Origin of the sequence: Photorhabdus noenieputensis, from assembly GCF_018448935.1 — a bacterium.
Taxonomy (GTDB): domain Bacteria; phylum Pseudomonadota; class Gammaproteobacteria; order Enterobacterales; family Enterobacteriaceae; genus Photorhabdus; species Photorhabdus noenieputensis.
In genome coordinates this window covers 1-22,023 of sequence record NZ_RCWC01000018.1, presented here as the reverse complement: position 1 = coordinate 22,023, position 22,023 = coordinate 1, and the positions used below count along the sequence as shown (strand labels likewise).

Here is a 22,023-nt window from a genome sequence, read left to right as displayed (position 1 = left end):
CTTTTAATTTAGTGCCCAGACCAGAGTTTGTTCAAGCAATTTAGCGCCCTGAGTTGTGAGAATCGATTCTGGATGAAATTGAAATCCACAAACCTTATGTTTATCGTGACGAACCGCCATAACAGTGTTGCCGCAATGGGCGGAAACAGTCAGTTCGGATGGAATTTTTCTACCTGCGAGAGAGTGATAACGTGCAACCGGTAGAGGGTTTTCCAGATTAGCGAACATAGCCTGATTATCATGTTCTGCCAGAGAAGCTTTGCCGTGTAGGATTTCATCAGCAGCAGAAATTTCTCCACCATAGGCTTCAATAATGGCTTGATGCCCAAGGCAGATGCCGATTACTGGAATTTTGCCGATAATTTTTTGCAGTAATTGAGGCATACAACCGGCGTCAGATGGTTTACCCGGCCCCGGTGAAAGCATCAATAACGGAGAAGAGAGCATTCTTAATCGCTGCATAATCATTTCAGTTGCAACAGTATTGCGATAAATAACAACCTGATGACCATGATTACGTAATTGATCGACGAGGTTATAGGTGAATGAATCCACATTGTCGAGTAGAAGAATATTTGCCATTAGAAAATCTCCTCTGCTTGATGAGCCTCAATAATTGCACGAATGACGGCTTTTGCTTTGTTACGAGTCTCTTCGGATTCTGCTAAAGGCTCGGAATCCAGCACAATACCTGCGCCAACCTGAATAGTCGCTATGCCATCTTCCACGTAGGCAGAGCGAATAACGATGCAATTATCCATATCTCCTTTACCGGTGAAATAACCGACAGCGCCACCATAACTGCCCCGGCGTTCACTTTCAGAGTGAGCGATAAGTTGCATTGCACGTACTTTCGGTGCCCCAGTAAGGGTACCCATATTCATACAAGCTTGATAAGCATGGAAGATGTCCAAATCATGGCGTAATGTTCCCACTACGCGGGAAACCAGATGCATAACAAAGGAGTAGCGATCGACTTTTGTCAGGTCAGCGACATAGCGGCTGCCCGGTTCACAAATGCGAGCCAGGTCATTACGGGCCAAATCAACCAACATTAAGTGCTCGGCTAATTCTTTATGATCTGTACGCATCTCCAGTTCGGTTCGGCTGTCCAGATCGGCATCTAGCTCGCCAGCAGCATTGCGCCCACGGGGACGGGTGCCGGCGATTGGGTAAATTTCAATCTGGCGATTGGATGCATCATATTTAAGTGCGCTTTCAGGAGAAGCGCCAAACAGACAGAAATCTTTGTCCTGCATGAAAAACATGTAAGGACTGGGATTGCGGTATTTAAGCTTCTGATAAGCATGAAGCGGTGCCGGGCAGGGTAGAAAGAAGCGTCTTGATGGCACCACCTGAAAAATATCTCCCTGACGGATGTATTGCTGCAACTGTGCCACCATTTCTGTATAGGCATTGTCATCCCGATTGTATGAAACTTTCATGGTTGGCAGAGAGATTTGTTTTACCGGCTCAATGGGTTCGGTAATGAGCGCCGCTAATGTTTTCAATCGTTGCTTAAGGCGTTGTTCTTCTGCTTGAGAATTGCTGAAAAGAGAGATTTGCAAACGTGCATTTTTATTCTGGTGGTCGATCACCAATAATGTTTCAGCGAGATAAAAACAGAAGTCAGGACAGCGTTGAACGGTTTTTATGGCTGGTAATGGCTCAAATCCGGCCACCAGGTCGTAGGAAAAAAGGCCGCCAACGAATATCGCTTCTGCGCTTGACGAATTGTGTGGTGATGACCCTTCCGCCAAAGAAAGCAGGGCACGCAGTGCATCAAATACGGATACGGCTTTCAGACGATTATCTTCATCTATATTGTGATTGATTGTCGGGAAGGTAACTTGAAGAGCATCATGTGTCATTTTAGATTGGATGTTACTGGAAAATTTGTTGGCCAAAATGGGTAATAAATTCCGGCCATTTTCTGTCAAAGCGTCGAAAGTAACCTGATTGCCGTTGGCACTGATACGTAAGGCACTATCGATAATCAGCAGACTTTTTAAATTTTTTTTGCTATTAATTTCCGCAGATTCCAGCAATAAAGTTGCTGGTCGCTCACCGCAGAGTTGGTTGAATAGTAGAGTAGGATCGGCTTGATAAGCAGTTTCCTGCTCAATTACTGTGATTTTTGGTTGTTTATCCGTCATTTTTTCGTCCTGTTAATGAGTTACGCATATAAAAAAACCCGCTTATTAGGCGGGTTTTGGTAATTTGGCACTGTTGATTTATGTGCGTGACCATACCGCCCTTATTGGGAAGTTATGCCACCAACGGATAGACGTCATAAATACAGCCATTTTCAGTGCCTCTTTAGTATTGATATAGGTAGTATACAAGGTAATATCAGTCTTACTCACTCGCGTACTAGTAAACTGGAACGAAATTGGTGTGTCAAGTATTTTTTGGCGTGTTTATTAATTTGTGCAATTAGAGGTAGAAATTTAGGCATTAAGTGGTACTCAAAAGAGTTGATGATCAAATTAAGTTGCCGTGCTGTTTCTCTAATCAAGGAGTCATCAACATACAAGTAGTTAATTTCCCACAAAATCTAGGTTGCGAAAATCTATTCAAAAGTCGTTTTTTAACCCTATTTTAATATTACTAGAGAAAGTTAAAGGTTAATTGGTGGGAATTTTAGTTACGGTGTAACAAAAAATAGTCAGCAACTATAAATTGGATATTAAATTTTAATAAAATTATTATTTTACTGTCATAAATAACTCATATTGTCATTTTATGATATAGCCATGATATTTAATAATATTAAATATATAAATCATGTTTTATGAAAAACAAAATTTAGCGAGAGCAAATTTTGGTTAAAAAGAAGAATTTACTGGGTTTTGTTTGAGTCAATAGGCAAAGGGAAAAAGAGATTGTCAATTTTTATATCTGTATATGAAAAAAAGAGGTTTAGCTAATATTACTGTGAGAAGTAGTATTCAGGGCTCTAACATATCGTGTTATTTAGAATTTAGATCTTTATAAGTTAAAGCTATGTAATCTTTTGTATCTAATAAGTTATAGGTATTCCAGAGGGAACGATTTGTAATCTGAGTACTTATTAGAGCTCTACTTAATTCTGGCATAGGTTGCCATGATTCAACTCTGTGATGTTTAAAACAATTGTACTATTAGTGGAGTAAGATATGAGTGAAAATAAACCAAAAGCAGATAGCCAATTGGTGTATGAAACTGATCCACATAAGGTTAAAGATTCGGAAGAAGGTGCGGCGCAAAAAACTTATCGGTTAAATGGTTTTAATCCTAAAACAACCGATGGAGCATTAACATATACACCAACAAGGCTTGCTAAAACTGTTTTTAATACTTACGAGGAGAAAGATGATTTTGGTGTTTTCTGTTATTTATCTGATTGGTCAATCTATGATGCGCGTTTGGTTGACACAGCAAGTGAAGATGATTTTAAAAAGAATGGCGGCAGAAGCGCTGATTTAATGCGCTTTAAAGGCGATAAAGAAAAAGGAAAGCCGTTTGGCAGAATTATTTTTAGCTTTGCAGGAATTATTGGCGATCCTGGGGAGAAGAGAGCAACTATCATTGCTGCTGCGGGTAAAAATGGATGGCAAATGGGGGATGCCGAACAAGATATTTTAGAGAATCACGAAGGCAAACCTATTCCAATTGATCCCTGGGCTGATGTTGCAGCCTATCTTAATTGTGGTTTTACTCAGTGGGCGGGCGATCCTGTAGACTTATATCAGCAAGGTAAAGCCCAAGGGGTATTAGGAGGGTTGCGTTTACTTAAAGAAGAAAATCCGGATCTGGAGATTTCTGTTAGCGTTGGCGGTTGGTCAATGAGTGGTGCTTTTTATGAAGTATGCCGTGATGAGAATCTTCGTAAGCGATTTGTTGAGGGTGTTAAAGATTTATACACCAGATTCCCCATGCTCACCCATATTGATCTTGACTGGGAATATCCTGGTTCTGCGGGGGAAAATAATCAATTTGATAAAGATGATTATAAGTACTTTGCTGAGCTTATTAAGGATTTAAAAGATGCAAATATCAGCAATTTGAAAGGAATTAGTATTGCCGCTTCTGCTGATATAGAAAAAATAAAAGCAGCGCATATTCCAGAATTGATCGCTGCTGGTGTTAATGAAATTAACTTAATGACTTATGATTTCTTCACATTAGGCGATAAAAAACTATCACATCATACTAATCTTTATCGCAATAATGATGACCAATATTCTAAGTATTCAGTCGATGATGCAGTTAACTATCTTATTTCTTTAAAAATTAATCCGAAATCAATCTATATTGGTTATTCGGGTTACACTCGTAATGCCAGAACTGCGGAGTTAGAGAGTAAGGATAATGAACAGCTAGTTGGTAAATATATTGATGGGGCATCCACAGTAGGGAGTTTCGAATACAGCGTAATTGAATGGACAGATGTTATCTATAACTATGTTGATTATGAAAATCAAATAGGTCGTAATGGCTATACGGTTTTCCATGATCCGGTGGCGAAAGCCGATTATCTTTATAATAAAGATCTCAAAGTATTTATGTCATTAGATACGCCTCGTTCAGTCAGAGAAAAAGGCCGCTATGTTAAAGAAAAGGGACTTGGTGGTTTATTTATTTGGAGCGGCGATCAGGATAATGGCTTATTAACCAATGCTGCCCATGAAGGGCTAGGTCGTAAAGCAATTAAAAAAGTTATTGAAATGGAACCGTTTTATTTCGAAGGTGAACTTCCTTCTTACGATAAACCGAAAGAGAAACAGTGTGAAGCATGTAAATTAAATTGAATTTATGCTTCAAAAAATCTCATTCCTTAAAGTGGTTATAGTCTCTATAACTGTTCTATTCAGGTGTTTCCGATTAATTAGGTTGGGAATAATATAATGGATAAATATAAAAGTATTTCTCGTGAAAAACAGGATATAACAAAAGTATCACCATTATTAGCTGCGGTGGCAGAAGTCAAATCGCCAAAATCGCCATCAGGTTATAGATTATTAAACGCAGTAGAGAAAGCAGATAATTCTACTGTCACGCTGGTCAATACACTTCAACGTCTGGGTTATCACTCAATTTTTGATATTGCTGAAGTATCAAAGCAGCGATTTATTAAACGCCATAATCAATCTTTATCAGGTCATGCAGAGGTAATTTTTGATAAAGCAGTGAGTGCAGCCAATCAATTGGTACAAAGTTATCGGCAAAGACAATTGAGGGATTACGATGGCGCATCATTAACAAAAGCGAGTTATCAGGCAAGATACTCTTCTTATATTAGTGACAATCCTGATGAGAAAGAGAAATTACCTGATTATAGCAACTTATTTCCTGAACCTTGGGATGATTTCTGTCAGCCAGACGCGATTGAGGCTCTTGATAGTCCGGTAAATTACCTGCTTGATCTTTATAAGTTTGTACAACAAATAGAGTTAGATGGTTCCAATAATGCCGTAGGGTTAGAGCAAAGGCGTGCTGATATTCCTGACTTATTACTTAATAGTGATAATCTTTACAAAGAGATTACGGCAATATCTATTGTGAATGATGTTTTGTCGAAAAGTGCCAGGGAATATATTGATCAGACAGGCCATGCAGAGAAACCGGTTAATCAGGTTTTGGGAGAGACTCGTTTTCCATTTACATTACCTTATAGTTTGCCTTCTCAACAGATCAATAAAGGTTTGGCCGAAAAAGAGACTGAATTAGGTACGATTATTCAGCAAGTGGATCAGCAATTTCCCTGGCATATTTTAACTGAAAAACGTGATCAGGCTTTGCTTGCCTATTCTCAATTAAGTAAGGAACAAATGACTTTACTGACAGAGAAAAGCCCGTTTGCACAAAACTTTTTGTCACGTGAGCAACTTATTAAGAGTTATTTCAGTACCAGTACAACAGAAGTATTACCTGAACGTGATGTTGCTAAACATGCTTATATTATTCATGCTGATGAAAATATCACTGGCCCGACATTGTTGAGTGATAATGTTGATAAAGCCTATGATGAGATTGTTATTACTTGCGAAAATAAAACTAAAGAGACGATCAAAGTTAAACTTCGTGGTGAAAATGTTCTGACCTACAATCGCATAAAAGCGAGGATGGAGCCTTTTGATAATTCATCACCATTTAGTCGGCAGTTAAAATTAACCTATGTAGAAAGTGATAATAGTGAAATTGGTAATTTAGATAATGGTCCTTTCTTTGGTGAAATGACAGTTTATGCGGCGATACCAAAAGAGAGCACAAATAATACTTCGGTAAATATTGAAGGTATTAGCTTCCTGACTATGACTTACCGTTTTGCTATTGCTAAACAAGGTACTGCACAATCAGAATTATTGCCAGAAGCAGAAAAATTTTTCCAGGATAACTATGGTGTTTCTGCGGATGAAAGTGTGAAATTAAAAGAGATTCTATCTTTTGGTCAACAAACAGGATCGAAAGTGACAGATCTCGAACACTTGTTTAGTAGCGGTGATTTCCGGCCTTTAGTTTCGCCAAATGTGATATTTTCTAATCCTATTTTCGATAGTGGACAAACATCGGAACACTTTCCTGCGCCTTATCACTATGGTGGAGTTTATATAAATGCGGGGCAATTAGATGCATTAAGCATTGTGAGAACGGATAATGGACGCGAAATAAATGCAGTTTCTGATTTCCGTTATGATCGAATGAACCGTTTTATTCGTTTACAACGCTGGTTAGAGTTACCTTATCATCAGCTTGATTTATTGATAATTTCAGCAATAAAAGCTGAACCGAAAAATAGTGATCTGGCTATTTCTAATAATACATTGAGAGCGTTAGGTCTATTCCGCCATTTATCGACAAAATATAAAGTATTACCGGAAACATTTGCTGGATGGATATATCAAATTACACCATTTACTATCAGCAATAATATTCCATTTTTTGATCAAATCTTTAATCAGTCTAAACTTTTTGATCAGCCTTTAATTCTGGATGGGAAAGAATTTAGTTATAAAGAAAATCAAGGGGAAGGTGCGAAAACAGTTAAACAATTGTGTGCTGGGTTAGCTATTTCTTTATCCACATTTCAAGTGATTGCACCTATCGTTGAGAAAGCCCTGAAACTCTCTTCTGGCAAATTGGTACGTAATCTTGATGTTGTGTCTAGTTTTTATCGCTTGGTCACTATTCCACGATTATTTGGTTTTTCTGCGGAAGATGGATTAATTCTGGCGGATATTTTGACAGGTGAAGAGGGATATTTGGCAGATATACCCACTTTTAGAGAAAAAGATGACATTCTCAGTGTTATTGCTCAAATGGAAATTTTGACTTCTTGGTTGGTTAAAACAAAACTGACACCGATCAAACTTTCCTTATTATTAGGTAAAACTCAGCTTCCAGTGGTGCCAACAAGTGGCATGTTAACCTTTTATAAGGGAATTTCCGATGGTTTGACTGATAATGTACGTTTACAAGAATCTGATTTTAATCGGCAAGAAATAAATAATATAGATTGGTGGAGCGTTCTGTCAGATGAAAATGGCGTTTTCGATAAGGATAACGGTTTAATCAAAGATATTCCATTAGTATGGGGAAAAACAGATGAAGAATCTCTAAGGAAAGAGATTGAAGATATTATAAAGGAGAAAGGGATAAGTCCAGATAATAATCAAATTAATATTGTTGTGCAGATCATATTGCAAGCTAAAACCGCACAAGAGAGTCTATTATCTAGCGCTATTGCGGGAGAATATGGAGTACCAAGAGATATTGTTCCATTACAACTGCGATGGTTAGGAAGTAATATCTATTCAGTACTGAAATTGGTATTTGATAATACGCCAGAAAAAGTTGAAGATATTAAAATAGAGTTTCTGGACTTGACCTATAGTCTGTTAGTTTATACTCAATTAATTAATGCATTGAGCATAAGTAATAATCTGTTGTTATTGCGCCTGACAAATCCTAAATGGCTTGGATTAAACATAAGTGAAACAACAGAAACATCATTATCATTAGATGAAATTTTCCTGCTGAATCGCTATCAGGATTTACTGGAAAATGCGAAACAAAACGAAGATAAGATTCAAGAATATTTTACTTTTGCTAACAGTGAAACTTCACCGAAAACAAAAGAAGAGGATGATGACAATTATAAATGTGCGCAATTACTGGCGGAGATTTTAGATTGGGACCCTGATGAAATTTCTCTTGCTTGTAAGAAAGGAGGATTAGATAAAGAACGAGCAATGACCTTATCTCAAATAGATTGGATACGACGATTGCAACAAATTTCTGTGGAAACCAATTTGTCCGTTGAGCCTTTATTAGGTGCTGGTGCACTTGATGTTAATTCAGATTTTGAAGCTTTCCAAAGTATCGGGGAAGCGGTAATGGCTGCATTAAAAGCGCAAGGAGATGATGAGAATGTCTAATTTAATTGAAGCAAAATTACAGGAAAATTTGCGTGATGCATTAGTTGATTATTATCTTGGTCAGATTGTTCCGCATGATACTGCTTTTCAATCCTTGCGTGAAAGAATTCAAGATGTTGATGACTTGTATGATTTTTTATTGTTAGATACTCAGGTTTCTTCTAAAGTAAAAACCGCCCGTGTCGCACATGTTACCCAATCGGTACAACAATATATTAACCGTATTGTTTTGAATTTAGAGTCAGGTTTATCGATGACTCAGGAAGAGGCAGACAATTGGCAGGAATTTGCTAATCGTTATGGTTATTGGGCGGCAAATCAACAATTGGCTATTTACCCGGAAGTTTATGTTGATCCCACACTACGTTTAACCAAAACGGAATTCTTCTTTCAACTTGAAAGCGCACTTAATCAAGGCAAACTCACCGATGATGTTGCTCAGAAAGCGATATTGGGATATTTGAATAACTTCGAAGAGGTCAGTAATTTAGAAGTTATTGCTGGCTACGAAGATGGTATTGATATTGCCGATGATAAAATCTATTTCATTGCTAAAACACGAACTCAACCTTACCGTTATTTTTGGCGAACTTTAGATGCTAAACAGCGTAATAATCAGACTGATGAACTCTATCCTACCGCCTGGAGTGAGTGGAAGCTGATTAATGTTCCGTTAGAAAATGCGTATAACGGTATTGTTCGTCCAATTATCTTAAATAACCGGTTATATATTAGTTGGTTTGAAGTTTCTGAAGAAAAACAAAGCAAAGATGAAATCATTAAATATCGTACCAAGCTTAATTTAGCTCATTTAGCGTTTGATGGTACTTGGGGTACCGGCACTACCGTTCGTGAAGATTTACTTGATCACTCCATGAAGGAGTTGATTGCGGTTCTCGATCGTACCGGAGATGTTGAACGCCTGGCTTTGGTCGCATTTGTTCGTATGCAGAGTACAGATAGTGATAAAAAAGCATACGATTATGATGAAGTCTTCACCTACGTTTGTGACAACTTATTAATGGAAGCAACGGATTTGCCCAAATCCACTTCAACACTATCTGATCTGGATGCATATGGCGCTGCTTTAGTTTGGTTCTATTTCCGCGAAACTGCGAATGGCGGGCCGGACGAATATAAGCAATTGGTGCTTTATCCCGTTAATAATAATATGAAGTGGCCGATAGCGGGGGAAAAAGAATTTGAAGGAAGTTTGGGTACAATAGACGATTTCAAACTGGATGCGACTTATGTTGACGGGACATTAAATATGTACCTTACGTCTACTTCAACATATAAATATGATTTTAGCAGAAGTAAAAATATCCTTTATTGTATTTGGCTGGAAGATAGCAAGGGTGAACGCTGTTGGCTTGATTATAAAGTGTTGACTCCAGAAAATTATGAACCAAAATTGAGTGTCACATTGAACCGTTGTGATAGAAATGATGTAACGGTTGTTACGGGTTTTAGCTTGCCATCAGAAACTGGAGATATTGCTGGTAAAATTAAAACTAAACTCAGTGTAGGTAAATTGCTTCGTGACAAAATCCAAATTAAACAGACTAAACAAACTCAGTATTTGCAATTTCCAAAAGAGCAGCAACCAGAGGAACCATTAGAAAGTTGGTATTCTGACAAGGCGATTCGTTTAAATACCCTTTTCGCAAAAGAGTTAATTAGTAAGGCGAGTCAAAAACTGGACAAAGTTCTCAGTTGGGATACGCAAAATATTCATGAAGAGCCGATTACCGGCAATGTTTCAAAACCTATCGACCTCAAAGGGGCGAATGGTATTTATTTCTGGGAGTTATTCTTCCATATGCCATTTATGGTGGCTTGGCGGTTTAATGTCGAACAGCGTTATGAAGAAGCCAGCCGCTGGATTAAATTTATTTTTAATCCTTTTGAAAGTAATGATGAACCGGCGTTGGAACAAGATAAGCCACGTTATTGGAATAGTCGTCCGATCATTGACGAACCAAAAAGATTACGTAGTCTGATAGAACCGGCTGATCCTGATGCAATTTCTGCCAGTGAACCTATTCATTATCGTAAGGCTATTTTTAACTTCTACGTTAAAAATGTTATCGATCAAGGTGATATGGAATATCGCAAGTTACAGCCTACTGCCCGAACGGTGGCACGCCTGAGCTATGCAACGGCAAGTTCATTATTAGGTGCGCGTCCTGATCTCCAATTAGCCAGTTCCTGGCAGCCAATAACTCTTGAGGATGCATCATATAAGAAGAGTAGCGCAATACGTGCATTGGAGATGATAAGTTATCCTTTGCCTTATGCCCCGGTGGTTCATGATAAAACTATTCGTGCGCTGGATAATGATCTCTTTATGAAACCTATTAATGAAGAGTTAACGGCCCTGTGGGATAAAATAGAAAATCGGATTTACAATTTACGGCATAATTTAACGCTGGATGGTAAAGAAATTTCTATGGATCTTTATGATTCGAAAATTTCTCCTCGTGGATTAATGAATCAGCGTTATCAGCGAGTTGTTGCTGCCAGAAATGCCAGCAGAATGAATTTCAGAGTACCAAATTATCGTTTTGAACCGATGTTGGCGCGGGCGAAATCGGGTGTCGATACGCTGATACAATTTGGTAGCACGTTGTTGAGCCTGTTGGAACGGAAAGATAATTTGAGTTTTGAATCATTCCAGATGGTTCAGAATAATGATCTCTACCGTTTTGCTGTTGACCTCCAGCAACAAGATATCAATATTAACCAAGCCAGTCTTGATGCGCTGCAAGTGAGTAAACAATCTGCTCAGGAACGGTACGAACACTATAAAAGCCTTTATGATGAAAATATTTCGTCAACGGAACAGCAGGTTATTGAATTACAGGCTCAGGCATCTTCTGCTCTGTTAGCTTCACAAGTATCAAGGACGGCTGCGGCGGCACTGGATTTAGTTCCCAATATTTATGGATTGGCAGTTGGGGGTTCACGTTGGGGGGCTGCTTTAAATGCTGTTGCTGAAATAGCAACTTTGAAACATCAGTCTGATAGTACTAAAGCTGATAGTCTCAGTGTTTCTGAATCTTATCGCCGTCGCCGACAAGAGTGGGAAGTGCAATATAAACAGGCTGAATGGGAAGTAAAGTCTGTTGATCAGCAAATTAATATTCAGCAGTTGCAAGTCAGCGCCGCACGTAAGCGTTTGGCACAAGTTGAAGCACAACAGCAACAATCTCAGGCATTGTTGGCGTATTTCTCCAGCCGTTTTACTAATGAAAGTTTATATACCTGGATGATTAGCCAGATCTCAAGCCTCTATTTACAGGTTTATGATGCTGTTTCTTCGTTGTGTTTATCCGCGCAAGCCTCTTTACAGTATGAACTTGGACTAGGCGAGCAGAATTTTATTGATGGCGCGAGCTGGAATGATCTCTATCAAGGGCTGTTGGTCGGTGAAAATCTGAAATTGGCGTTGCAACGTATGGAACGTACTTATGTTGAGCAAAATTCACGTAAATTGGAAATTATCAAAACGATTTCGCTTAAATCTTTATTGGGTGAGGAGTGGGATACAAAACTTCAAGCCTTGAAATCGCATAACCAAATTACGTTTAATTTGGATGAAACCAAACATTTTGTTCCAGATTATACTGGTTTATTTAATCGGCGGATTAAAGCGGTCTCAGTGACGCTGCCGATGTTAATTGGGCCTTATGAAGATATCTGCGCCAAATTAAGTTTGTCGGGGGTGAGCAGTTATACGACCAAAGCGGATCTGAAAACTGTTGAAAAAATGTTGAAAGAAGGAACTCGTGCGGAAACGCCTTATACGGTCCGCAGTATACAACCCAATCAACAAATCGCTTTATCTACGGGTATTAATGACAGTGGAATGTTCACGCTTAATTTCGATGATGAACGTTTCTTACCCTTTGAGGGAGTCGGGGTAGGATCGAGCTGGAATTTCCAATTTACCAATACATCACAGGATTTAGAAAGTTTGACCGACGTGATTCTTCATATTCGATATACCGCGCAAGAGGGGTCTGCATCATTTGGCTCTGCTGTTAAAGCATTATTGAAAAAGGAATACCCAGATTTGGCATGACGGGAATTAAGAATTAAATGAATCAGTCATCTGAATTTAAAATTCTTACTCGTTATCATTAACATTCAAATTAGCCTCTTCTATCCATGAGGAGGCTAAATATAAATCGCATTGGAGTTTATAAATGGTAAACAAATATACTTATACCTCATCGAAATCCATGTCCGACATAAGTGATATTATTGGTGAACCATTAACTGCATGGAAAAATCAGGCAGGCGGCCAAGTTTATAATGTTATTTTTAATAGTGGTGTTTATACCAATACCTATTGGGTTGAGCGCTGGCATATTCCTGATCCTGCGGCTAAAGAAGGAACACCGCATAATGCCTGGAAATATATTCGTCCAGCGACAGAGGAAGAGATAAAAGAGCACGGAAATCCTACCGATGGGCGCGTTGATCCGACGGAAGATATTCCTTCACCGGTTTTACAACCGGATGCTATTACAGAACAGACCTATCAAAGACCAGATGTTAATTTTAAACCTGATGGTTCAGCGGGCAACCTTTCTTATACTGCGACGCGTGTTTGTCATCCGATGTTTAATGAATATGAAAGCGATAAATCCAAACCAAAACTTTCTGCTTATATTACTGATTGGTGCCAATATGATGCACGTTTGGATGGTAAGGATGAAGAGGCTGGTGATCGGGGAAGAGGATTTGATTTAAGCACTATCAATGTGATCGCCTATGATAAATTGATATTCAGCTTCTTGGGTATTTACGGTGATACTGGTGTGAAAGGGGATAAGATCAAAGAAGTTGCTGATGGCTGGAATAGCCAGAGTGACATCAAAATTACGGAAGGCCATATTGTTCCTCTTGATCCTTATGGTGATTTAGGTACTGCCCGTAATGTAGGATTACCGAAAGAAAGCGCGAATACTGATATCGGTCCGGGAACATTCTTGCCTTATTATCAACAAAAGAGAGCTTCGGGTTTATTAGGTGGGTTACGTGAATTACAGAAAACGGCGCGTTTAGCGGGCCATAAACTTGAACTGGCTTTTAGTATTGGTGGCTGGAGTATGTCCGGTTATTTCTCCGTGATGGCGGCTGATGAGGCACTGCGTCGTGTTTTTGTTGACAGTATTGTTGATTTTTTTGCGCGCTTTCCTATGTTCAGTTGTGTTGATATTGACTGGGAATATCCTGGAAGCCCGGGTGAGGATGGTAATGTTATTAGTGATAAAGATGGAGAACATTACGCTCTGTTAATTAAAGAATTACGTGAATCTTTGGATAGCCGATTTGGGCGAGAAGATAGAAAAGAGATCTCCATTGCTTGTAGTGGTGTAAAAGCGAAATTAAAAACCTCCAATATTGCTGAATTAGTCAAAAATGGTCTGGATAATATTTATTTAATGAGTTACGACTATTTTGGTACCGGATGGGCACCTTATATCGGTCATCATACGAATCTCTATTCGCCAAAAGATCCTGATCCATCAGATGCGTCTGATTTATCCGCGGAAGTTGCTATCAATTACTTACATCAGGAGCTTGGCATACCTTTGGAGAAAATTCATTTAGGTTATGCTAACTATGGTCGTGCAGGCAAAGGGGCAAGTCTTGAAACGCGCGAATATAATAAAACTGGTGATGCGTTAGGAACAATGGAAAAAGGTTCACCTGAGTTCTTTGATATTGTTAATAATTATCTGGATAGCGAACATACTCTCGCTACCGGGAAAAATGGCTTTGTGCTAATGACGGATACCAATGCTGATGCCGATTTCTTGTTTAGTGAAAAAGGGGGGCACTTTATCTCACTAGATACCCCTCGCACGGTGAAACAGAAAGCGGAATATGTCGCTAAGAATAAACTGGGGGGCATCTTTTCTTGGTCAGGCGATCAGGATTGTGGTTTGTTGGCGAATGCCGCCAGAGAAGGAATGGGGTATATTGCAAAATCTAATGATGAGACCATCGATATGGGGCCACTCTATAATCCGGGTAAGCCCTATTATTTGAAATCTATTGGCGAAATGAAGAAAAACGTTGATTAATTCTTCTCTGTCAATAAAAAGGGATATTGCGTTTCTCATCCGTAAATTTCATCGTTCTTAAAATAATCTTATTCAGCCCGATATTTTAGGGCTGAATAGGGTTCTATTCTGTAAAATGTCACCGTTTATCGCTAAGCTGTACCTAAGCTATTTAATCAGAGAACGGAATAATGACAAATTCAACGACTGAATGGGTGACAATTTATGATCTGCACAGTCATACGACTGCATCGGATGGTTTACTTTCACCATCAGAGTTGGTTGAACGGGCAGTGGCAATGGGCGTTAATGTATTGGCAGTGACTGATCATGATACAACGGATGCTATTTTGCCCGCCAATGAACATATCAGCCAGCACAACTTGCCATTAAAATTGATATCAGGTGTTGAGATATCTACCCTGTGGCAAAATATGGAGATTCACATTGTTGGTTTAAACATTGATATTCAGTCAAATGCAATGGTCAAATTGCTCGGAAAGCAAGCTGAACTCAGAAAAGAGAGAGGAATTGAGATAGGCCGCAAATTGGCAAAGGTGGGGATTCCCGATGCTTGGTCGGGGGCTAATCGGTTAGCAAATGGTGGACAGGTGACACGAGGCCATTTTGCCCGTTATTTAATTGAAATAGGCAGAGAGCCAACAGTGGCGAAAATATTTAAAAAGTATCTGGCAAAAGGAAAAATCGGATACGTTCCACCTCAATGGTGTACAATCGAACAAGCTATTGATGCCATTCATCAATCAGGTGGTCAAGCAGTCATTGCTCATCCGGGACGATATGATTTATCGACCAAATGGTTGAAGCGTCTGATTGTCTGGTTTAAACAACATGGTGGTGATGCGATGGAAGTTGCACAGTGCCAGCAGGCACCTAACGAGCGGCAATATCTCGGTCAATTGTCGCGGGAATATGATTTGATGGCTTCGTTAGGTTCTGATTTTCACCAGCCTTGTTCATGGATAGAGTTAGGGCGTAAATTGTGGTTGCCCGGTGATGTGGTACCAATATGGCGTAACTGGTCACTGTAGGGGCTGCATAAAATTAAGAGGTAATTTATGAGCCAGTTTTTTTATATTCATCCTGATAATCCGCAGCCGCGTTTAATAGGGCAAAGTGTGGATGTACTTAAAAAGGGTGGGGTGGTTGTTTACCCAACTGATTCCGGTTATGCGATTGGCTGCCATCTGGAAGATAAAGATTCGATGACTCGGATATGCCGTATCCGCCAGTTAGAGAGTCATCATAATTTCACCTTAATGTGCCGGGATTTGTCAGAAATATCGACCTATGCTTATGTCGATAATTCAGCTTTTCGGCTGATTAAGAATAATACGCCAGGTAATTACACGTTTATTTTGCGTGCGACGAAAGAAGTACCTCGTCGTTTGATGAATGATAAGCGGAAAACCATTGGGTTACGTGTTCCATCCAATCCAATTGCCTTGGCGTTGCTTGAACAAGTGGGTGAGCCATTGATGTCCACTAGTCTGATTTTGCCGGGCAATGATTTTGCTGAATCTGATCCTGAAGAAATTAAAGATAATTTGGGAAAATTGGTTGATTTGATTATTCACGGGGGTTATTTAGGGCAACAACCTACAACCGTAATCGATTTAACTGAGGATACGCCGGTTGTCATACGAGAAGGGGCTGGCAATATCACGCCATTCTTATAAGCTACGCAGTAATTATTTTTAGAATCTATATAAAGCCTGTATATTATATGCAGGCTTTATATTTTTGATTTTTTAATTGAATCGAAATGGTTATTGTTATTTCGAATTATTAACACTGACTCAATAAAATAGAATTACCGTCTATTTAATAATTAAGTTGATTTTAATAACGTGATAAGGAAATATTTACCTCACCTAAGGTAAGTTTATTCATTCATTATAAAATCAAGGGATATTGAAAATGTCAGTTGTTAATTTCTCCGATAAACCAGTTGATGTCATTAATGTTCATACATGGCCAAAATCACCAGATAGGGATTTAATCGCATGTGGACGTGACGCATATGCTGAAAAATCCGTGCAAGAAGCATTGAGCGGAGATCCTGATAAAGCGGTAAAATTAAGTGAGTTAAATGGTATTCTGGCTACCTGTGAACCTTTTGACTTTAACGGTGTCACTTTATATGCAAAAGATCCGGTATTGGCTTTAATTAAAGCATTATCAGAGAAAAATGGTTATTTGTCGGATGATTCATATACTCCTGAGCAATGGCAAAATGGAGGAGTTGATAAGCATAGCCGTATTAAAGATTTTATTGAATCTCCCAGTATGTTTATTAAAGGGGTAGAGATGATCGATATGGGGCAGCTTTATCTTGGCAATTGCGGCTTTGTTAGCACTATTGGGGCAATTGCTTCCCATCCTGAAGGGCATAATTTGTTATTCTCTTCCATTTATCCGCCGGTTTATAATTCAACCGGCGTTTATTCGATCAGAATCATCAATCAATCTAAGATTGGTTATTTATTGATTGACGATGATCTGCCAAGAGTCAATTTTTCTGCTATGGAAGATAAAAATGAGTTTTGGTACTACCTGATTGAAAAAGCATTTGCAAAATTGCATGCAGGCTATGAGAATTTAGGCGGCGGTAATGAAATCTATTTTGGTATAGAATCGACTGCAAATACCGGTATTAATCAGGATAATCAGGATCGTATTTGGGATGAGAAATTTGTCGATATCTTCAAAGTAAAACATCATGTGACTTATCAAGGAACGGGTTCCTCTACGGATTTGGTATCAGGCCATGCTTATTTAATATTGGATGCTCAGCAATGGAATGATATTAAGTTAGTACGACTGCATAATCCGTGGAATGTCGTTAAATATAAAGGTCCATATTCTCCAGGCTCTGCTGAATGGGAAAATATTCCAGAAGACGTACAAAATGATATATTCCAGAATAGCCGGTTTGAGGGGAAATCATTCTGGATGCCATATGATCTCTATGTTAAGAATTTACCAAAAATAAGTGACATGTATCTCAGTGAAATTATTCCTGATTCATTGAAAAGTATTGCAAATCCCTCTCCAATTCAAGAGTGATAGGATACTGCTCCTTGCTAGGATTGACTTGTAATCTACTAATTTAATATTAGTGTTTGGTATTAATGGCAATTTAAATAAAAATCAATAAAATGGTGGCCTTAAATTTATAATTTATGGCCACTTTTATATTGTTAAAAATTATATCTTATTAATTGTTTGAGAATTGAAAGAATGAGTGAATTAAATAATTATAGAAATCTTACTATTCCTTGGGGTTAATGAATTTATTATATTGGGGGGAGTTAATCTTTTGAATAATTATAATCGCTTATATCTTTGGTTAATCGATAACACCGCTAATACCGGCAGATTCTACCGCTTCTTTGGCTATTAATGAACCTTTTTCCCAGGCAGGCAGCGAGTTATATAATAGCCCTAAATCGTTCTGATTTTCTGTCGTCACAAACTGGCTGATGCGATGGGCATCCTCAGCCGATAAGTTAAACATCCATCTTAAGCCACTAATCGCATCCGCTGTTTTTATCCCGCCGTCCATTTCAGCCTGATAGGTTAGTGTGCATAACCCACCGTTCCCGGCACAGGCAGACAACATTTCTGCCCGTTGCGCAGCTCTCAGTTTGTTGTATTTGTTCCAGATTGCTTCGGTAGGCGTTCCTTGCTTATTGGCTTCCTGGAGTTCTCTGGTCAGATTACTAGCTTGTTTACGCACATCTGGTGATTATTGGCAAAAGGCCGAAAGCCCACGTGATGTGGGCTTTCGGTTCATAATGGTTGGGATTATTATTTACTAGATGGATAAATGTAATTATCAGGGATCTTTGGCCAGCCATTCAGACCAAGCAATACTTCTACATCTTCAGTTATTGCTTCAAAGAAACTAGATAAACTCATTGAATGACTACGGATTCTCAATAAAGCTGCTTGTGCAGTCACTTCATCTCTATTTTCTGTCGCATTAGCTAGCAACTCAGCGGTATCACACAATAAAGTTAAATATCTTTTTAGTCTTTTATCTAAGTGGTCATTGTAGTTTACTGATAGGTTATCCGTATCTATCGTACCAATAGATTTTTGGTTGAGAATGAGCAAAAAGTCTTTTTTCATTCTATCAAGAGGAATATGGTCTATCATTTTGGCAATCTCCGTCCTTCAGTCATAGCTTTTTGAGTTTTAACTTCATTGTACGAACCATCTAAATTAAGAACAGATTTGAATTTTCCATTCTTATCAAATATTTCAATATGATTTTTATGCATACCATCAAGATAATATTTATCACCTTTAGCTATATGATCTCCGACCACATCTTTAGCTTGATAAACACTTTGGCCTTGATAGATTTGGCTGGTTTTACTTGAGTTATTCTTTATCTGACTTCCAAATCCGGGTTGTCTAAAAAATTCTCCCATATTACCAACAGCACCCTGATTCGGTTGATAAGGCTGTTTATTCTTCCCAACAATCGAAGCAACGGAAGCTTTACCGCCGATAGCACCGCCAATACCGGCAGATTCTACCGCTTCTTTAGCTATCAGTGCACCTTTTTCCCAAGCGGGCAGCGAGTTATACAACAGCCCTAAATCATTCTGGTTTTCTGTCGTCACAAACTGGCTGAGACGATGAGTATCTTCAGCCGATAAGCCAAACATCCATCTCAGACCACTGATGGCATCCGCTGTTTTTATCCCACCTTCCATTTCAGCCTGATAGGTCAGTGTGCATAACCCACCGTTCCCGGCACATTTACCAGGTAAACCAAAATTTTTCTTTACATCATTAGGAATTTCTTGTCTGTCTAATGGATTTTTTTGATCTCCAGTACTACCAGACCAATGCCATGTACCATTATTACTGTAAGAAAAGCGATGAACATTTTTTTCAGAATCAATGGAATATCTTTGCTTTTCTTTAGCTTTGTTAACTAATCTGTCCATTGGTAGTGAATTCTGCCTCTTAGTCAGATCTCCTGATTAAGAGGCAGTCACACTAATAGGAATATCTCTGAGTCAAATTTTTCTCAACTTACTTTAATTAAAGAAATTTCTTCATCTTTTAGCAAAGAATCAGGTATATGATTAAACATATATATTTCATCGCCTAAATTCATTACGCTAAATTGACCATAATTATAAAACACAAACATAAAACCGATGATATCTTGCTCAATTTCAGAATAAATGGTATTAATGTAAGAAAGAGGTTTCCCTATCAATCCATCAAATATTTTAAGATTAGATAGATCCATTACTATCTCTTTACCATATTCTCCTAAATCATTTTCACTAAGTTCACCTTCACATAAAACGATTGATGTCCCATTAGGGCCACAAAGTAGTTTCTTTGGCGAGTTATCGATTTCACAAAATTCAATAGATAACTCTTGGGGATGTTCAACATCCACTATGTCGTATATATGAATCAATCCATACACTGACTTAAGTGGTTTCCCTATGATTTGAGCTCCCCACTGATTGATTGCTTTAGTAACTAAATTCAACGTGGTTCTCCTTTCAGTGCATTTTTCACAGATGTATTATTGATACCATCCTTCATAATAGTAACAAATGTGCCATCTGGTTTAGTGACAACAACATCATTCCCCTTTATTTTAAATAATACATCTCCTCTCGTTCCATTAGCCCCTTGTCCGGCAAAAACACCAGGAATCGTTTTATCCGGGTCATTACCTATTTCGTTTATTTTGTTCAGAACCAACTTTCTATCCGCAGGATTTGATGGATTACCACCAAAATCTTTTACGTGCTTTCCTAGCTTTTTCCCTAATTGGGCATCATCAACTCTGAATACACTTCCAGCGCCAATACTGCCACTTGGGATTGATGTAGTGCTTGGTTTTGGTAATGCTTTTATTTCATCACTGGCTTTATTAATCAGTCTGGAAACTTCGCCAACATCGCCTTTTTGTAAGGCTTGTTCTGCGACTTTGATAGTTTTTCCGGCGGCATCACCTGCGCCGGGAATAATGGCTATCGCGGCGGCTAGATAATCTAATGCGCTTTTAGCCTCTACAAAACCTTTGATATCACCGATCACTGGGATGAAGTCAGTACCAAAGCTGATAGCTTCTCCCGCTTGTTTACACGCATCCGGCGACTGCTGACAAAAGGCGTTCTTTTTCTCCTCGTAAGCTTGTATTGTACCCAGTCTTTCTTTCTCTGCTGCGGATAGAAGATGTGCCAGCGCGTTATATACAATAACAATTTCCCCGGCATTAGCCCCACTGTTAGCCCCTTTGGCGCTGTTGGTTGCAATGGCACCTGCGACGCTGCCGATGATTTTGCCACCTGCCTGAATTTTCATGGGATCATTGAATGTTTTATCCAATGTTATCGCGGCCAGTTCTGCCGCTAATGCCCCAGCCGCCGCCCCTTTGGCATCACCGCCGCCAATTTCCGCAGCAAGGGCAGAAACCGCCGCATGGCTGATGGTTTTTCCGGGTAAACCTAACACCTGACCGTTAGCCCCAATCAACCCGGCACCTTCGGCGTTAATCTGGCTGCCAATATTGGCAAGTAATGCGGTGGTAAAATTGTCCTTAAAACTACCGCCATTGATGGCTGTACCAAGGCTGGAACTGATAATGGATTGACCGGCGATCCGTTGAGCCACTTTGCTCCAGTCGCCATTGCTCAGTTTAGGTAATGTCGCTTTTGCCGGGTCAATTTGAGCGCCATTGGCGGCTTTATCCCATCCCATCACGTTATCAAAACCCGCCAGTGCGCCACCAATCGCCATTGATGTGATGGTTGATTTAACCGTATCGCTGCTTCCCATCACTTTTAAAGCTTTAGATAAGTCACCTTGATTATCCACCAACGCTACCGCTGCCTGAGAAGCGAGTGCGGCCATGCCGGAAGCCGTCGCGCCGTAAGCCACTGAACTCATGGCGGCGGCAGTGCTGGCAGTAGCGCCCGCGGCCGTCGCGGCTGAACCCGCTGTACTTGCGGCTGATCCGGCAACAGAAACCGTTAATCCGGCCCCCGCTGTCGCAGCGGCGACTGCAATCGCGATAACCGCAGAGACCACCGGATTTAGATGCTGGCTTTTGTAATCCCAACTGTCATAGGCATCTTTGACTAAATTCCATTGAACGTCTTTACGTTCATTGAGTCCTTTCAGCCAGGCGGTTTCCGGCGTATTGCCGAATACTGATACCGCATTCTGTAACGATTGACCATTTTGGGCTTTGATATCCGCGCTAATCCCTTTGGCCGCCTCCACGGTAAATTTTCCGCCGATATGAATAGCAGGAAGCACCCATTTGTTTTCGGTATAGCCTTTATCGGTCTGCTTGATATAAAAGCCTTTGGAATAGGTAATTGTCTGCTCAAAGGTGCTGTTTTTGACCGCTTTAAAATTAACTTTACCGTGAGTGCTGGTCAGTTTGGCATTTTTATTGGTGGCGATTTTACTGGCTTCATAGGTGCTGTCATCCCGGCTTAACAGAT

14 protein-coding genes and 1 other annotated feature are annotated in these 22,023 nt (G+C 39.4%); of the genes, 7 read left to right on the top strand and 7 right to left on the bottom strand.

Going from position 1 to position 22,023, the window contains the following annotated elements; genetic code table 11:
- Positions 1-3: 3 nt before the first annotated feature.
- Together EAE91_RS13240 and EAE91_RS13235 are read right to left on the bottom strand one after the other, a co-directional pair.
- A complete protein-coding gene (locus tag EAE91_RS13240; protein ID WP_214088903.1) occupies positions 4-582 on the bottom strand; it encodes a glutamine amidotransferase-related protein in 579 nt (192 codons plus the stop codon).
- Positions 582-2,156, bottom strand: a complete 1,575-nt coding sequence (locus EAE91_RS13235; RefSeq protein ID WP_214088902.1) for an anthranilate synthase component 1 — start codon at positions 2,154-2,156, stop codon at positions 582-584. The genes EAE91_RS13240 and EAE91_RS13235 overlap by 1 nt, the downstream gene beginning before the upstream one ends.
- Before the next feature lie 28 nt (positions 2,157-2,184).
- Positions 2,185-2,285: a sequence feature (Trp leader region), on the bottom strand.
- A gap of 873 nt (positions 2,286-3,158) precedes the next feature.
- On the opposite strand from EAE91_RS13235, the gene EAE91_RS13230 reads away from it, so the two are divergent.
- The 7 genes from EAE91_RS13230 to EAE91_RS13200 all read left to right on the top strand — a co-directional run bounded on the left by EAE91_RS13230 (position 3,159) and on the right by EAE91_RS13200 (position 17,590).
- Complete coding sequence (locus EAE91_RS13230) at positions 3,159-4,793, top strand: glycoside hydrolase family 18 protein (RefSeq protein WP_214088901.1); 1,635 nt, start codon at positions 3,159-3,161, stop codon at positions 4,791-4,793.
- Between the two features lie 96 nt (positions 4,794-4,889).
- Positions 4,890-8,420, top strand: a complete 3,531-nt coding sequence (locus EAE91_RS13225) for a Tc toxin subunit A (protein WP_214088900.1) — start codon at positions 4,890-4,892, stop codon at positions 8,418-8,420.
- Positions 8,413-12,507 (top strand): Tc toxin subunit A-related protein, encoded by a 4,095-nt coding sequence (locus EAE91_RS13220; RefSeq protein WP_214088899.1) that lies wholly within the window; start codon positions 8,413-8,415, stop codon positions 12,505-12,507. The genes EAE91_RS13225 and EAE91_RS13220 overlap by 8 nt, the downstream gene beginning before the upstream one ends.
- Before the next feature lie 124 nt (positions 12,508-12,631).
- Positions 12,632-14,521, top strand: coding sequence for a glycoside hydrolase family 18 protein (locus EAE91_RS13215; RefSeq protein WP_214088898.1), 1,890 nt, complete (start codon positions 12,632-12,634; stop codon positions 14,519-14,521).
- A 170-nt stretch (positions 14,522-14,691) separates the two neighbouring features.
- Entirely contained in the window at positions 14,692-15,552 is an 861-nt protein-coding gene (gene rnm, locus EAE91_RS13210) for an RNase RNM (protein WP_214088897.1), read from the top strand.
- Positions 15,553-15,579: 27 nt separating this feature from the next.
- Positions 15,580-16,200 carry an L-threonylcarbamoyladenylate synthase gene (locus tag EAE91_RS13205; protein WP_214088896.1) on the top strand — a complete coding sequence of 207 codons (621 nt, stop codon included), beginning with the start codon at positions 15,580-15,582 and terminating at the stop codon, positions 16,198-16,200.
- Between the two features lie 241 nt (positions 16,201-16,441).
- Complete coding sequence (locus tag EAE91_RS13200; RefSeq protein ID WP_244868835.1) at positions 16,442-17,590, top strand: C2 family cysteine protease; 1,149 nt, start codon at positions 16,442-16,444, stop codon at positions 17,588-17,590.
- Positions 17,591-17,873: 283 nt separating this feature from the next.
- Here the strand turns inward: EAE91_RS13200 and EAE91_RS13195 are convergent, their stop codons facing one another.
- The 5 genes from EAE91_RS13195 to EAE91_RS24595 all read right to left on the bottom strand — a co-directional run.
- Positions 17,874-18,263, bottom strand: coding sequence for a hypothetical protein (locus EAE91_RS13195; RefSeq protein WP_244868834.1), 390 nt, complete (start codon positions 18,261-18,263; stop codon positions 17,874-17,876).
- 71 nt (positions 18,264-18,334) lie between these two features.
- The gene (locus EAE91_RS13190) at positions 18,335-18,685 is read right to left on the bottom strand and encodes a hypothetical protein (RefSeq protein WP_049583742.1); all 351 of its coding nucleotides are present in this window, start codon (positions 18,683-18,685) and stop codon (positions 18,335-18,337) included.
- On the bottom strand, positions 18,682-19,488 hold the full coding sequence (locus EAE91_RS24235) for a hypothetical protein (protein WP_244868833.1): 807 nt from the start codon (positions 19,486-19,488) through the stop codon (positions 18,682-18,684). Before EAE91_RS24235 ends, EAE91_RS13190 begins: the two co-directional genes overlap by 4 nt.
- Before the next feature lie 83 nt (positions 19,489-19,571).
- A complete protein-coding gene (locus EAE91_RS13175; RefSeq protein ID WP_214088894.1) occupies positions 19,572-20,051 on the bottom strand; it encodes a hypothetical protein in 480 nt (159 codons plus the stop codon).
- Positions 20,048-22,023 (bottom strand): DUF637 domain-containing protein (locus tag EAE91_RS24595; protein ID WP_280520283.1); only part of this gene is annotated, 1,976 nt, incomplete at its 5' end. The genes EAE91_RS24595 and EAE91_RS13175, both read right to left, overlap by 4 nt.